The organism is Paraburkholderia jirisanensis (genome assembly GCF_054782355.1).
The window spans coordinates 921,129-934,504 of record NZ_BAAGSQ010000033.1; the positions used below are offsets into that span (position 1 = coordinate 921,129).

At 64.3% G+C, this 13,376-nt stretch carries 12 protein-coding genes; 4 read left to right on the forward strand and 8 right to left on the reverse strand.

Going from position 1 to position 13,376, the window contains the following annotated elements; all coding sequences use genetic code 11:
- Nucleotides 1-237: 237 nt before the first annotated feature.
- The gene (locus tag ACYVNQ_RS36140; protein WP_460910297.1) at nt 238-1,449 is read right to left on the reverse strand and encodes a LysR family transcriptional regulator; all 1,212 of its coding nucleotides are present in this window, start codon (nt 1,447-1,449) and stop codon (nt 238-240) included.
- Between the two features lie 167 nt (nt 1,450-1,616).
- Here ACYVNQ_RS36140 and ACYVNQ_RS36145 point away from each other — a divergent pair, with 167 nt between their 5' ends.
- The 4 genes from ACYVNQ_RS36145 (at nt 1,617) to ACYVNQ_RS36160 (ending at nt 6,252) form a co-directional block, all read left to right on the forward strand.
- The gene (locus ACYVNQ_RS36145) at nt 1,617-2,468 is read left to right on the forward strand and encodes an amidohydrolase family protein (protein ID WP_460910299.1); all 852 of its coding nucleotides are present in this window, start codon (nt 1,617-1,619) and stop codon (nt 2,466-2,468) included.
- A 54-nt stretch (nt 2,469-2,522) separates the two neighbouring features.
- Nucleotides 2,523-3,440 carry a substrate-binding domain-containing protein gene (locus ACYVNQ_RS36150; RefSeq protein WP_460910302.1) on the forward strand — a complete coding sequence of 306 codons (918 nt, stop codon included), beginning with the start codon at nt 2,523-2,525 and terminating at the stop codon, nt 3,438-3,440.
- A 93-nt stretch (nt 3,441-3,533) separates the two neighbouring features.
- Nucleotides 3,534-4,889, forward strand: a complete 1,356-nt coding sequence (gene dctA, locus ACYVNQ_RS36155) for a C4-dicarboxylate transporter DctA (RefSeq protein ID WP_460910304.1) — start codon at nt 3,534-3,536, stop codon at nt 4,887-4,889.
- 322 nt (nt 4,890-5,211) lie between these two features.
- Entirely contained in the window at nt 5,212-6,252 is a 1,041-nt protein-coding gene (locus ACYVNQ_RS36160) for a porin (protein ID WP_460910306.1), read from the forward strand.
- Between the two features lie 84 nt (nt 6,253-6,336).
- Here the strand turns inward: ACYVNQ_RS36160 and ACYVNQ_RS36165 are convergent, their stop codons facing one another.
- The 7 genes from ACYVNQ_RS36165 to ACYVNQ_RS36195 all read right to left on the reverse strand — a co-directional run bounded on the left by ACYVNQ_RS36165 (nt 6,337) and on the right by ACYVNQ_RS36195 (nt 13,165).
- On the reverse strand, nt 6,337-7,743 hold the full coding sequence (locus ACYVNQ_RS36165; protein WP_460910308.1) for an MFS transporter: 1,407 nt from the start codon (nt 7,741-7,743) through the stop codon (nt 6,337-6,339).
- Nucleotides 7,740-8,807, reverse strand: a complete 1,068-nt coding sequence (locus tag ACYVNQ_RS36170; protein ID WP_460910310.1) for an amidohydrolase family protein — start codon at nt 8,805-8,807, stop codon at nt 7,740-7,742. Before ACYVNQ_RS36170 ends, ACYVNQ_RS36165 begins: the two co-directional genes overlap by 4 nt.
- A gap of 103 nt (nt 8,808-8,910) precedes the next feature.
- Nucleotides 8,911-9,276, reverse strand: a complete 366-nt coding sequence (locus ACYVNQ_RS36175; RefSeq protein WP_460910312.1) for a non-heme iron oxygenase ferredoxin subunit — start codon at nt 9,274-9,276, stop codon at nt 8,911-8,913.
- 121 nt (nt 9,277-9,397) lie between these two features.
- The gene (locus tag ACYVNQ_RS36180; RefSeq protein ID WP_460910314.1) at nt 9,398-10,435 is read right to left on the reverse strand and encodes a 2Fe-2S iron-sulfur cluster-binding protein; all 1,038 of its coding nucleotides are present in this window, start codon (nt 10,433-10,435) and stop codon (nt 9,398-9,400) included.
- A 174-nt stretch (nt 10,436-10,609) separates the two neighbouring features.
- Complete coding sequence (locus ACYVNQ_RS36185; RefSeq protein ID WP_460910316.1) at nt 10,610-11,344, reverse strand: class II aldolase/adducin family protein; 735 nt, start codon at nt 11,342-11,344, stop codon at nt 10,610-10,612.
- Between the two features lie 16 nt (nt 11,345-11,360).
- The gene (locus tag ACYVNQ_RS36190; protein ID WP_460910318.1) at nt 11,361-11,876 is read right to left on the reverse strand and encodes an aromatic-ring-hydroxylating dioxygenase subunit beta; all 516 of its coding nucleotides are present in this window, start codon (nt 11,874-11,876) and stop codon (nt 11,361-11,363) included.
- A complete protein-coding gene (locus ACYVNQ_RS36195) occupies nt 11,876-13,165 on the reverse strand; it encodes an aromatic ring-hydroxylating oxygenase subunit alpha (RefSeq protein WP_460910320.1) in 1,290 nt (429 codons plus the stop codon). Before ACYVNQ_RS36195 ends, ACYVNQ_RS36190 begins: the two co-directional genes overlap by 1 nt.
- Nucleotides 13,166-13,376 lie beyond the last annotated feature (211 nt).

Sequence of the window (13,376 nt, forward strand, 5' to 3'; positions counted from 1 at the left end):
AGCAGGCTGAACCGCGTGCTGCTCACGCAGGCCGATCAGGACCCGGCAAACGATTGCGGAACCGATTGCATCAACTGGGAGAAATCTAGCAAAGCGCTCGCGCGCAGATTTCAATAATCAGACAAAACCGTTGAGGGTTTGAGCAATGTTGAGCAAGCTGACAATCCAATCGTGCGGTGGTCCGCACGCCAGCGGAAAGCCAGCGCATCCGCATGGTTCAGGCTCGCCGCCTGCCTCCTAACGCGGCGCTTCGCATTCGAGCCGCAGCTGTTCGATAAAAGCCTGCTGCATCGCTGTGCCGAGCCAGTCGCTGCGTATCGTGTAGCCGACCGTGCGGGTCGCTTCGGGCGTATCGACGTCCAGCGCGACGATCTCGCTGCCCGGGTACGCGTCGCGGATCTGCGAGCGCGCGAGCAGCGTCACGCAATCGCTTTCCACCAGCATCGCCAGCATCATCGGCATCGAACTGGTCTCGACCACCAGCGGCGGCTTCGCGGTGAGTTGCGCGAGAATCGCGTCGACTGCCGCGCGCCGCGGCACATTGCGCTGCGGCACCACCCAGTCGAACGCCGCGAGGTCGCGCGCCGAAATGTTCTGCTGGCCCACCAGCCGATGGCCCTTGCGCACCGCGACCACATACGGGTCGTTGAACAGTTCCTGCTCGACCACCGATTCGGAGAGGCGCGGCTCGCGCAGCGCGCCGATCATCACGTCGATCGTGCCGAAGCGCAGTTCGCGATAGAGCCGCGCATGCGAGCCCTCGTCGACCGTCACCTTCGCCGCCGGGTAGATGCGCAACAGCTGCTGGATGGCGCGCGCAATCAGCCGCGGCGGCACCATCGGCAGCACACCTACCGCGACCTTGCCGGTGAGTTGGCCGCGCGCATTGGCGAGGTCTTCGCGCGCCTGGCCGATTTCGTACAACGCAAGGCTTAGCCGCCGTGCGAGCTCGATGCCCGCCGGATTCGCCGACACGCTGTGCACGCGCCGCCGGTACAGCGCGACGCCCACCGTCTGTTCGAGCTGGCGTGCGGCGCGATGCACGGCCGGCTGCGAAATACCCAGATGCTGTGCTGCTTCGGCCGCCGAGCCGCGCTGTGCGATCGCGACATGGCAGCGCACCTGCGCGTCGGTCAGATGCCGGCAAATATTGCTGACCGTCGCGGCCGGCGGCGCCGTGCCGCCGATCAGCAAACCCACTGCGCGTTCCATCTGTTCGAGCATGCGCCGCACGCGCCGCTGCAGGATCAGCCCTTCGGGGGTCAGTTCGCTGCCGCCGTAGCCGCGCTCGAACAACGCGCCGCCGAAGCTCGCCTCGAGCTTGGCGATCGCGAGGCTCACCGCCGGCTGCGTACGGTTGGCAAGCCCCGCGGCCATGCCGATGCCGCCGGCTTCGCATACCGCATCGAATAGAAAAAGCCTGCGCAGGCGGGTCAGTTCGTCTTCCATTTTGTCCCCTCTATGGGCCGATCGGTACTCGGCCTGGCACCCTGGAGAAAACCCGTAGATTAACCAGAATTTATGGCCAGCGGCGTACTACATATTGAACGTTTTTGCATAGTCACGCTTAAAGTGACGGCCATTCGATCCAAAAGTCTTCAGTCAGGAGTTTGTTCATGTCCGTTGTCATCGACACCCATACCCACGCAATTTCCCCGGATAAACAGCGCTATCCGCTCGCTCCGGTCGGCGGTCACCAGTCCGAATGGTCGGCGAAGCGCCCGGTCAGCTTCGAGCAGCTGCTGGCTGCCATGGACGAAGCGGGCATCGACCGCGCGGTGGTCGTGCAGGCGTCGACGGTGTACGGCAACGACAATAGTTATGTGGTCGAGGCCGTGCGCACGCACAAGGATCGCTTCGCCGGCGTGTTCTCGATCGACGTGCTGGCCGCCGACGCGGTGTCGCAGCTGCAGCGCTGGCTCGACGCAGGCCTGTCGGGTCTGCGCCTGTTCACCACCGGCAGCACGATGCCCGGCCAGGCCGGCTGGCTCGACGACGAGCGTTCGTTCCCGGTGTGGGAATACGCGCAGAAGCATAACGTGTCGATCTGCCTGCAAATGACCGCGCAAGGCATCCCGGCGCTGCTGAACATGCTGTCGCGCTTCCCGGATATCCGCGTGCTGCTCGATCACCTCGCGCGCCCGGAACTGGCCGGCGGCCCGCCGTACGAAGCCGCTGCGCCGCTGTTCAGCCTGGCATCGCATCAAGGCGTGTATCTGAAGCTGACCAACCGCACGATCGCCGAAGCCGCGCGCGGCGCGTCGACACCCGCAGCGTTCTTCCCGAAGGTGCTCGACGCGTTCGGCGCGCATCGCATCGCATGGGGCTCGAATTTCCCGGCTGCCGAAGGCGCGCTGCCGCAACTACTGACCGATGCGCGCGAAAGTCTCGCGATGCTGCCGGCCGACGCACAGCAGGCGATTTTCGGCGGCACCGCCCGCACGCTGTATCCGATGCTCGCAGCCTGAGCGGCCGGTACTGACGCAACCACAGCGAACGGACATCCAGCAAGGAACGCAATCATGACCGCCGATACGAAGCCCGTGCGTCTCACCGCCGCGTTGAAGAGCTACGCTCACACGCGCGCACTGAAAGCCGGCGAACTGACCGACCCCGCCGTCGAACTGGAATTCGCGGACGTCGAGCCGATTCACCGCGCGTTTGCGCCGATGGCCCGCAAGCAGGCCTACGACGTCAGCGAAATGGCGATCGTCACCTATCTGCAGGCGAAGGCGTACGACAAACCGGTGGTGCTGTTGCCGGCGGTGGTCGCCGCGCGCTTCCAGCAGGGCTGCATTATTTATAATGCGCAACGCGGCAAGCTGACGGTGGACAATCTCGCCGGCAAGAAAGTCGGCGTGCGTGCGTACTCGCAGACCACCGGCATGTGGGTGCGCGCGATTCTCGGGCAAACCTACGGCGTCCCGCTCGAGCAGATCGACTGGGTGACTTTCGAAGGCGCGCACCTCGAGGAATATCAGGAACCGTCGTTCGTGCGCCGCGCGCAAGCCGGCCAGCAGCTGCTGCAGATGCTGCGCGACGGCGAACTCGACGCCGCGATTCTCGGCAACGACCTGCCCGACGAACCCGGGCTCGTCACGCTGATCGACGATCCGGCCGCCGCCGACCGCGCGTGGTTCGGAGTCCATGGCTACGTTCCGATCAATCACGTGGTGGTGGTGAAGAAGGAACTCGCCGAGCGTCATCCGCAAGCCGTGCGCGCCGTGTACGACCTGCTGCGCCGTGGCAAGGAAGCCGCTGCCGGCGCGCCGGAAAACGCCGGCAAGCCGGACCGCCTGCCGTTCGGCATCGACGCGCTGCGCGCGCCGCTCGCCGAGACGCTCGCGTTCTGCGAAGAGCAGAAGCTGCTGCCGCGCAAGCTCAGCGTCGACGAAGTGCTGGCCGATTGCGTCGCGATTCTCGGCGACGCTGCGCACTAACGTCGAACCCGCCGCACCGGGCCCGCCCGCGCGGGCCGTTTTATCCGTTTTGAGCGAAACCCCGGATTCGCCGCAGTTTTCGAAGGAGACACCATGAGCATGCCCGGCAAAGCCACCGCGAAACCGCGCGGGCGTCAGCCGTTCTACCGGGACCTGTCGTTCCAGGTCTTTGCCGGCATGGCGCTGGGCGTCGCGTGCGGCTACTTCTTTCCGAAGTTCGGTATCAACCTGGCCCCGCTTGGCGACGCGTTTATCCGCATCATCCAGATGCTGATCGGCCCGATCATCTTTTGCACGGTGGTGAGCGGCATCGCCGGGGTCGCCGACTTCAAGAAGGTCGGCCGCGTCGCGATCAAGGCGCTGTTTTACTTCGAGGTGGTCACGTCGCTCGCGCTGGTGCTCGGCCTCGTCGTGATCAACGTGCTGAAGCCCGGCGTCGGCATGAACGTCGACATGCACAGCGTGCACTCGGCCGCGGTCGATGCATATGTCGCGAAAGCGCAGCACGCGGTCACCGCCAGCGAGTTTCTGCTGAACGTGATTCCGCACACGGCGATCAGCGCGTTTACCGGCGGCGACGTGCTGCAGGTGCTGTTCTTCTCGGTGCTGTTCGCCTTCGGCCTCGCGGCGATCGGCGAGCGCGCCCAGCCGATGCTGAACGTGATCGACGCGGTGTCGGGGTCGCTGTTCTGGGTGATCGGCTTGACCATGAAGATCGCGCCGATCGCGGCATTCGGCGCGATTGCGTACACGGTCAGCAAGTTCGGCTTCGGCACGCTGCTGTCGCTCGGCAAGCTGATTATCGAGTTCTACCTGACCTGCGCCCTCTTCATCGCGCTGATCCTGTGGCCGATCGCGAAGGCAAGCGGTTTCAGCCTGCTGCGCCTGATGCGTTACATCGGCGCGGAACTGCTGCTGGTGCTCGGCACCAGTTCGTCGGAGACGGTGTTTCCGCAGCTGATCGACAAGCTCGAGCGCCTGGGCTGCGACAAGTCGGTGGTCGGGCTGGTGCTGCCTACTGCGTACACGTTCAACCACGACGGTACGTGCCTCTACTTCGCGGCGGCTGCGGTGTTCCTCGCGCAGGCCACCAATACGCCGATGGGCTGGCATGAACAGGTGGTGCTGCTGCTGGTGCTGCTGCTGACTTCGAAGGGGGCAGCAGGCGTATCCGGCGCGGCCATCGCCGTGCTGGCGGCGACGCTCGCGGCCTCGAACACGATTCCGGTCGAATCGATCGCGCTGATTCTCGGCATTCACCGGGCCCTGTCGAGCGCGTTCGTGTTCACCAATATCGTCGGCAACAGCGTCGCGACGATCGTCGTGGCGAACTGGGAAAAGGCGCTCGACCGCGTAAAGCTGCGCCAGGAGCTGAAAACCGGCTTCAGGCCGCATGACGCACCGATCGGCGTACTCAAGCAGCCGCCCAACGGCGCCACAGGCAGCTGAAAACCGACTCGACCCGATTGACTGAACCGGCCGCTGTAACCGGTTCGACACAGCAAGCGAAGTAAACGTACGGAACGAATCACCGAAGAATCACCGAACCGACATCCGGCGCGCGGCGCCAGCCGCCGCCGGATGCGAATACAAAAGCGAGACACCGACACCGGAACCGCAGTCACGAATCGATTTACAGCGGTTCCAACATAAGACTTATTTAGTCATACCAATCTTCCGGCGGATCGAGACCACCGCATGAAGTCATGCGGACGGGGGCCAATCATCGCCCGCCGAACCGGCACCAATATTAACTAGAGGGGGACGTGTTGTGAAAAGCAGGGCATTAAACCGTGTTGCACTGGGCACCGCCGCAGCGGCAGGCTTTCTGGCCGCACTGCCGGCTTACGCGCAATCGAGCGTGCAGCTGTACGGCACGGTGGACGGCGGGATTCGTCAGCAAACCAATGCCGCAAAGGGCGGCGGTTCGGTCACGACGATGAATTCGAACGGCTTCTACAGTTCGAACAAGCTCGACTTTCGCGCCCGTGAAGACCTGGGCGGCGGCTGGAATGCGCACTTCCTGCTCGAAGGCGGCTTCAACCTGTCGAACGGCCAGTTCGACAACACGACCAACACCGAATTCAACCGGCAGGCGTTCGTCGGCCTCGGCAACAAGAAGTACGGCGAGCTCGATCTGGGCCGCCAGTACACGATCGCGCACGACATCATCAGCTTCTATGATCCGTACGGCTTTCACTTCACGCCGATCATCCCGCTGACGGTCGCCTCCGACGGCACGCGCAACAACAACGATGTGAAGTACAAGGGCAATTTCGGCCCGGTGCTGGTCGAGGCCGACAATTCGTTCGGCGGCGTGGCGGGCGACTTCGCCAGCGGCGCGACCCGCGCGGTAGGCCTGAACTATGCGAGCGGGCCGATCGGCATCGGCGGGCTGTACGGGCATCGCAGCGTGGCGGCAGGCACCGGCTTTGTCGGCGATACCTACTACATGGTCGGCGCAAGCTATGCGATCGGACCGGTGCGTTTCTCGGGCGGCTTCATGTCCGAAGACCAGCAAGGCCCCGGCACGCCGCATACGGTGACCAACAACGGCTTCGGCGGCTTTGCGTGGGACATCACGTCGGTGCTGGTGGCGCGCGGCGGCTACTACCAGACCAACGTGTCGACCGACAAGGCCGCGCGCCGCGGCATGACGGTGATGTCGCTCGCGTATTCGCTGTCCAAGCGCACCACGCTGTATGCGGAAGGCGACTACACGTCGTTCAAGCACCCGGTCGTGACCACGCTGAACCCGACCGGCTCGTCGAGCCAGACCGCGTTCACGGTGGGTATCGACCACCTGTTCTGAGCGTCGTCATCTGACATCGGTGAGATCGGGTCGCGCAGTGCGGCCCCGATCCGCCATCAAGGCGCCGCTGCAGCAGAACCCGCGTCAAACCAGCCGCAGCACGCTCGCCAGCGCGCCGCCGGCCGCGAACACCGCACCCGCCACCAGCGCCAATACGCCGCCGTGTTCCGCGCTGATACCGAACAGCAGCACCGCCACCGCCGCGCCGAGCGTCATGCCGATCAGCCGCGCGATCGTCATCATGCCGCCCGCTGCGCCGCTGCGCTCGCGCGGCCCGGAGGTCAGCAGCAAGCGGTTGTTCGGCGTCTGAAAAAAGCCGAAACCGATACCACACAGCGCCGTGCGCCACGCGATTTCCAGATTGCTGGCCGTGATCGGCAGAGCAGCCGTCAAGCCAAGGCCGAGCGCCATCAGCGCGAGGCCCACCGAGCACAGCACGCCCGCCGGATAGCGGTCCGACAGCCGCCCGGCCAGCGGCGCGATAAACACGATCACGAGCGGCCACGGCGTGATCAGCAAGCCGGCCATCGTCACATTGCGCGCGAATTGATGCTGCAATAAAAACGGCAGCGAAATCAGCGCGAGCGTCTGTGCCGCATATGAGCAGATCGACGTCAGCATCGATAGCGAAAACACCGGCAGACGCAACAGATCGACCGGCACCAGCGGCGCGGCCGCGCGCTTCTGATGCACGAACAGCAGCGCAAACAGCAGCGCTGCCGAGATCATTTCGAGCACGGCCGGCGTGTGGTCCGCGTGCTCGCCAAGCTCGCCGACACCGAGAATCAGCAAGGTCAGCGCCGCGCCGCTGAGCAGCGCGCCCGTCACGTCGAACGGCCGCGCCACGCCTTTGCGCCCCGGCACCGCAAGACCCGCGGCCACGAACACCGCGATGCCTACCGGAATATTCACGCCGAACAGCCAGCGCCAGTCGGCCACGTGCAAGATCGCGGCAGCCGCGCTCGGACCCAGCGATGCGGAAATCGCCACGGTCAGCGCAAGCAGCGCGAGACCGTGGCCGATCATCTTTTGCGGATACGCAGTGCGCAGCAACCCGGGCGTCAACGCGCCGAGGCACGCGCCGCCCACGCCCTGCGCGAGCCGCGCGCCAATCAGCACCGGCAGCGTGGGCGCCGCCGCGCACGCAAGAGAGGCGAGCGTGAACAGCGTCACACCACCGAGATAAACCCGCTTGAAGCCGAACCGTTCGCCACATGCAGCGAGCGGCAACACCGCCACCGCCATCGCAAGCTGATATGCGTTGACGATCCAGATCGCCTGCGATGCACTGCTGCCGAACTCACGCGCGATCACCGGCACCGCGATGTTGGCGATCGCCCCATCCAGATTCGCGAGGAACACGCCGAGCAGCACCGCGAACACCGCCCACTGGCGGCGCGGCGACTCGAGCCCGTCGGGCTGCGAATGGGCTGCGGCCGCCGTAGCGGGCTTGTGTTGCGGCAGCGCCGCGAGTTCGGCAGTACGGGTCATTTCAGGCGGAACGCTGTTTCCGCGTTGGTCTGGAAGAAACGCTTCTTGTCTGCTGCACTGATCGACATACGGTCGAGCATGGTCACCTCTTCGACGGCGTGTTGATACGGATAATCCATCGCATACATCACGCGTTCCATGCCCATCATGTCCTGCGTAAACCTGATGGCCGGTTCCGACGCGAAGCCGCTGGTCGTGATGTAAAAGTTGTCGCGTAGATACTCGCTCGGCTTGCGTTCGATCGGCTGCATGCTCGCGTAGCGCTTCGACACCACCGTCGCGCGATGCATATAGTCGAGCCGATACGCCCAGAACGGCAGCGCCTCGCCCATATGGCCGAGCACGATCTGCAGCTTCGGAAAGCGGTCGAACACGCCGGCCGTGATCAGCCGCAACGCATGCAAACCGGTCTCCACGCCGAAGCCGTAGATCGCGCCGTCGAGACCGCATTCGAGAAACGGCTGGATCATGTTGCGCGGCGGTGTGTTCGGATGCAGGTAAATCGGTGTGTCGTTGGCTTGCGCCGCTTCGAAAATCTCCCAGAACTTCGGGTCCGACAGATATTCGCCGTGCGTATGCGAGTTGACGATCACGCCCGTCAAGCCCAGCTTCTGCACGCCGCGTTCAATTTCCTTCGCCGCCGCGGCCGGGTCTTGCGGCGCGATCGCCACCATCCCCGAGAAGCGCGTCGGATGCTTACGTACTGCATCTGCCAGCTGATCGTTGGCGAGCTGCGCAAACGGTACAGCGGTGTCCTTGTCCATCACCTGCACGCCCGGCGACGTCAACGCGATGATCTGCCGGTCGATGCCCGCTTCGTCCATATGCCGCAGACGCTGCTCGCCGAGATCGGTCAGACACTCGATGATGTGCCGCGCCCGCGCGCTCGGGCTGCTCATATAGAAACCCAGCAGACTGACAAAGCCCGGGTCCGGATCCGGGCCGTCGAGAATCTGACGGTAGATCTTCAGCATCTCGGGCGGCGCGAATGCTTCTTCGGTCGCGATGCGCGCATAGTCGGCCCTGGCCGGTTTCGCGATGACGGTGTCCTCTGATTGTTGCATGTGTCGGTTCCTTTTCGAAAGCTCAACAGTTATTTCGCGGGTAAGTGCCGCGAAGATGAAAACCTTTCATGCTCACGCAAGCCGCTCCGTGCGCACGCGAGGCCTAACGCATCTGCACCGGCACCCATTGCGGGTCGCCGTTTTTCGGCGTACTTGCGCTCCATTCGATGCTGACGTCGTCGCCGCTCACTTCGGTGCGGTACGTCTTCAGCGGAATCGAACAGGGCGCGCCGGCGGGCTTGCCGGTCGGAATGTGAAATGCGCCCAGATGCAGGCTGCATTCGACGATGTCGCCGTCCAGTTCGCCTTCGGACAGGCTCGACATGCCGTGCGTGCAGGCGTCGTCGGTGGCGTAGAAGGTGCCGTCGAGGTTGTAGACGGCGATCGCGTGGCCTTCGACGTCGAAGCGGCGAATCGAGTCGGGCGGCACATCGGCGATGCTGCAGACGCGGGTTAAGGTGGGGCTCATGATTTGACCTCGCGAAGTCGGTGCGTGTCGCGCGCCGCGGGTGTCGGGCGTGTAGCGAGTCTCGCGACCCAGGCTCAGTCGCGAACGCTCACGCGCCTTTCGTCCGGCGCACTGCAGCGGGTTAGAAATAACGGTCGAAATGCAGTTGCTGCTGCGGCACGCCGGCTTCGCGCAGACGTGCCTCGACAGCGGCGACCATCGGCGGCGGGCCGGCGAAATACCATTCATGCTCAGCGGGCGCGGCCTCGATGGTTGCGAGCGCAACGTCATGCACGAAGCCGGTCGCGCCGCTCCACGCGTGGTGGGGTTCGGGCACAGACACGGCCGGATGAAACGTGATCGTGTCGTTAAAGCCGGGCAGCGCGCGCAATTCGCGCTCGCCGCCGATATCGGCCTGGGTGCGGCCGCCCATGAAAAAGCGCACACGCCGGCCGGCCAGCATCGATGACGCAGCTGCACCGCGCGCGATCGACAGCATCGGCGAAAGCCCCGAGCCGCCCGCCACGCAGACGATGTCGCGCGCCGCGTCCTCGCGCAAATACGCGTTGCCGTAAGGACCATCGAGCACGACCTGCATGCCGGGCCCGAAACGATCGAACAGCACCGCGGTGGCGCGGCCTTCCGGCACGCGGCGGATCTGGAAATGCCACTCGTCGCCGCATGCGTCGGGCCGGGTTGCGATGTTGGACATCGCGATGTTCGACATTGAATAAGCTCGCGCGCGGCCCACGCCGGCGATTTCGATCAACGCATACTGGCCCGGTAAAAACCGCAACGGCTCAGCCAGCCTGAAGCGAAACTCGCGGATGTCGTGCGTGATGTCGGCCATCGCCACCAGCGATGCGAGCACGCGGCGCGGCGCCGGCGCGGGTGACGGCTGCGCGTCGAGTTGCACGCGCACCGTCAGATCGGAACGCGGCACCGACTGGCATCCGAGCCGCCGGCCCTTGCGACGATCGCGTTCGGTCAGCGCGGGCGCGGCCGGATATAGATCGTCGACCTCGCCTTCCAGCAGTTCGTAACGGCACGTGCCGCAACCGCCCGCGTTGCATTCGTACGGCATCGCAAGGCCCGCGCGCAGGCCGGCGCGGGTCAACGTGTCGTGTGCGCTGCAGGTGAAGCTGCGGCCGTCTTGCAGGTGTATCTGAAAGTCCGACATGGCTTGGGTATTCGGCTTGATTCTTTTGAACGACAAAGCGATGCCCTCCCCGCGCGCGATGGCGCGGGTCAGCGATCTGGCAACTTTGACAACGGTGACGACGGTGACGACGGTGGCAACCGCCGCGACATCGGCAGCCACCGCGTGGCCGCCGACGCAACGACGCAACGCCGCTCAGGACACCGGCTGGAACTCGATCCCCGCGCGATGACACCAGTATTCCCAGCCACGGTCGTAGCCTTCGCCGGGTTTTGCATCGCGCAGCCGCGACGTGATCTTGTCGACCTCGCCTTGCGTGAGGAAGGTCACGTCTCCGAGCCGCATCGCATTCATCTGCAATTGCGCGTTCACTTCCAGATACACGGCGGTGTACACCACCGCGCGCAGCGATTCGCCGACCACCGTCGAGCCGTGGCCGCGCATCAGTCCACTGGTATTGCCACCCAGCACGCCCGCGAAATCGCGGCCCATCTTCATGTCGCCGATCAGCAGATTGGTGTCGCCGAAGGTGGTTTGCGCATCCCACACCGGCACGTGGCAGCCGATCGTCGCGCAGCTGTGCACGATCGGACGCAGCCGTGCGCTGCTCACCGTAAACGGCACCACGCTGCGGCTATGGCTGTGCACGACCGCATGCACGTCCGGCCTCGCTTCATACAGCGCGCCGTGAATGTGCCGCTCGAGATACGGTTTGCCGATCGATGCATCGACCGGCGCGCCGTCCAGTTCGAAGGTCATGATGTCGCTGCGCTCGATCAGCTCCGGCGGCCGCGCGCGCGACATAATGTAGCGCTGCGGGTTTTCCGGATCGCGCACGCTGACGTGGCCGAATGCGTCGACCACGCCTTCGTTGGCGAGGATGCGGTTGGCCGCGACCAGTTCGTTAAATAGCGAGTCTCTGTTCATCATGTCGATATTCCGTTGATCAAAGAATGAAGCTGACCGAGCCCAGCGAACCCAGTTCGTGCGCGTCGAGCAGCACCCGCCGTTCGCGGATCAAGAGTCCATGCGCGGCATCGGCACGGCGCGCCAGCACATAGCGATACTGGCCGACGTATTCGCGAATCCGCTCATAGCGCCGATAGCGGTAGCAGACGAAATTCGCGGTGGCGGTCAGCGTCTCGTCATTCTGCTCGACGATCCGCACATTGCTCAAAAGCCGGCGCGTGCGCGACTTCGGAAACTCCGCGTGACAGTTCGGATCCTTCACGCGAATCACGCGCTGGCGAATCCGTTCGGCGTCGTCGGCAATCGTGAACAGCGCGCTGCGATGGTGCGCATGCGGCGCGTCGTTCGACGGCACCAGATACTGCGCATCGTCGGTCAGCAGTTGCAGCCATTCGTCGAGCTGCCAGTTGTCGAGCAGATCGGCCTCGGTGAACAGAAAATCTTCGACCTCGGCGCGCGCGAGCGGCGGCCGCGAGAGAACCGCGTTCGTCATCACTTCGCCTCCGTGATCATTTCGTTCCAGCGGCGCCAGAAGGTGCGCAGATGGTGCTCGTCGCTATTGAGCTGTTCGCTGTCGGGCTTGCCCATGCCGCGCGACATTTCCGACCACGGGTCGTTCTGCCAGTTGGCAAGCCCCTGCTGCACCAGTTCGAGCGCTTCGACGTCGTCGGGCGTCGCGAAACCGCCCGGGCCGTAGAAGGTCAGGAATGCATCGAGCCGGCGCGCGCGCGCCGATTCGGTCTCTTCGACCGGCCCCGCGGCCCACGCGGTGACCTGCATGCGCGTCGGCCCTTCCGGAAAGAACGTGCGGATCGTCACCGACGAGCCGTCGTTGATCACCAGATTCGGGAAGATCACCAGATTGCGGTTCGTATCGGCAACCCGCGCGGCACGTTCTTCGCCGAGCCGTTCGACCAGCTCGCGGCGGATCGCCTCGATTTCTTCCTTCGCATCCGCGCCGTACAGCGGGATCCAGCGCGCCACCGGGCGGCCGCGGAAGTTCACGTTGTCGGTCGTGAAATGGCCGTTGCCGAGATCGATCGCATAGCCTTTGGTCGGCAGCACGAGGCCCGCTTCCTTCGGCGGCTCGATGTCGACGCCGGAGTTCTTCATGAAGTTCAGCCACGTCGAATGCGTGGTGGGCAGGTGATAGTCGTCGACGCTGTTTTCGACCATCAGCTTCCAGTTCGCTTCGACCGTGTATTCCTGCGAGCCGGTGAGCACTTCGAGCGTGCCCGACGGCGACTGCTCGAATACCAGATCGATGTAGTCGGTCACCGCGGCGCCGAGATAGTCGACCAGCGACGGCGCATCCGCGTCGAGGCACATGAACCACAGGTCGCGATACGACTCGAGGCGCGCCGGACGCTTGAGCGCGTATTCGGTCTTGTCGAAGCACGCGTCGTACGCGTCGTCGCCCGGAATGCGCGCGAGCGAGCCGTCGTTGCCGTAGCTCCAGCCGTGATACACGCAGAAAAAGCGCCGCGCGTTGCCGGCCCGCTCGGTGCAAACCGTGGCGCCGCGATGGCGGCACGTGTTGAACAGGCACTGCACGTTACCCTTGCCGTCGCGGCAGAAGATCACCGGGCGCCCCGCGACGCGACGCGTGACGAAATCGCCGTTATTGCGGATTTCCGAGCCATGGCCGACATAAATCCAGCATTTTGAAAAAATCTTGTCGATTTCCTGACGGAGCAGATCTTCGGACACGTGAACCTCGCGATTCAGCTTGAAGACCTTACGCTCCTTGTCGTCGATGATGTACTGCACGTCCCTGCCCATTCAAGACTCCTCGCCACCTGTGGGGTTCGATGTTCGATGTTCAATGCTGCTTGGGCCAGTATAAAACACTTTTCGCTTATTATGGGATTTTTGATTGTTAGAGAATTGATGGAATTCTTGCCGCCAGCCGTAACCGGTCAATACAGAATGGCCGCCCGGGCAGCGCCGCGCAGCGCGAAGCCGCAAGCCCGTAACGCAGGCCAGCGGGACG

What these genes read in the sequence shown, in the direction of transcription:
- ACYVNQ_RS36140 (WP_460910297.1), bottom strand. Translation starts at nt 1,449, where the DNA reads ATGGAAGACGAACTGACCCGCCTGCGCAGGCTTTTTCTATTCGATGCG.
- ACYVNQ_RS36145 (WP_460910299.1), top strand. Translation starts at nt 1,617, where the DNA reads ATGTCCGTTGTCATCGACACCCATACCCACGCAATTTCCCCGGATAAA.
- ACYVNQ_RS36150 (WP_460910302.1), top strand. Translation starts at nt 2,523, where the DNA reads ATGACCGCCGATACGAAGCCCGTGCGTCTCACCGCCGCGTTGAAGAGC.
- dctA (WP_460910304.1), top strand. Translation starts at nt 3,534, where the DNA reads ATGAGCATGCCCGGCAAAGCCACCGCGAAACCGCGCGGGCGTCAGCCG.
- ACYVNQ_RS36165 (WP_460910308.1), bottom strand. Translation starts at nt 7,743, where the DNA reads ATGACCCGTACTGCCGAACTCGCGGCGCTGCCGCAACACAAGCCCGCT.
- ACYVNQ_RS36170 (WP_460910310.1), bottom strand. Translation starts at nt 8,807, where the DNA reads ATGCAACAATCAGAGGACACCGTCATCGCGAAACCGGCCAGGGCCGAC.
- ACYVNQ_RS36175 (WP_460910312.1), bottom strand. Translation starts at nt 9,276, where the DNA reads ATGAGCCCCACCTTAACCCGCGTCTGCAGCATCGCCGATGTGCCGCCC.
- ACYVNQ_RS36180 (WP_460910314.1), bottom strand. Translation starts at nt 10,435, where the DNA reads ATGTCGGACTTTCAGATACACCTGCAAGACGGCCGCAGCTTCACCTGC.
- ACYVNQ_RS36185 (WP_460910316.1), bottom strand. Translation starts at nt 11,344, where the DNA reads ATGATGAACAGAGACTCGCTATTTAACGAACTGGTCGCGGCCAACCGC.
- ACYVNQ_RS36190 (WP_460910318.1), bottom strand. Translation starts at nt 11,876, where the DNA reads ATGACGAACGCGGTTCTCTCGCGGCCGCCGCTCGCGCGCGCCGAGGTC.
- ACYVNQ_RS36195 (WP_460910320.1), bottom strand. Translation starts at nt 13,165, where the DNA reads ATGGGCAGGGACGTGCAGTACATCATCGACGACAAGGAGCGTAAGGTC.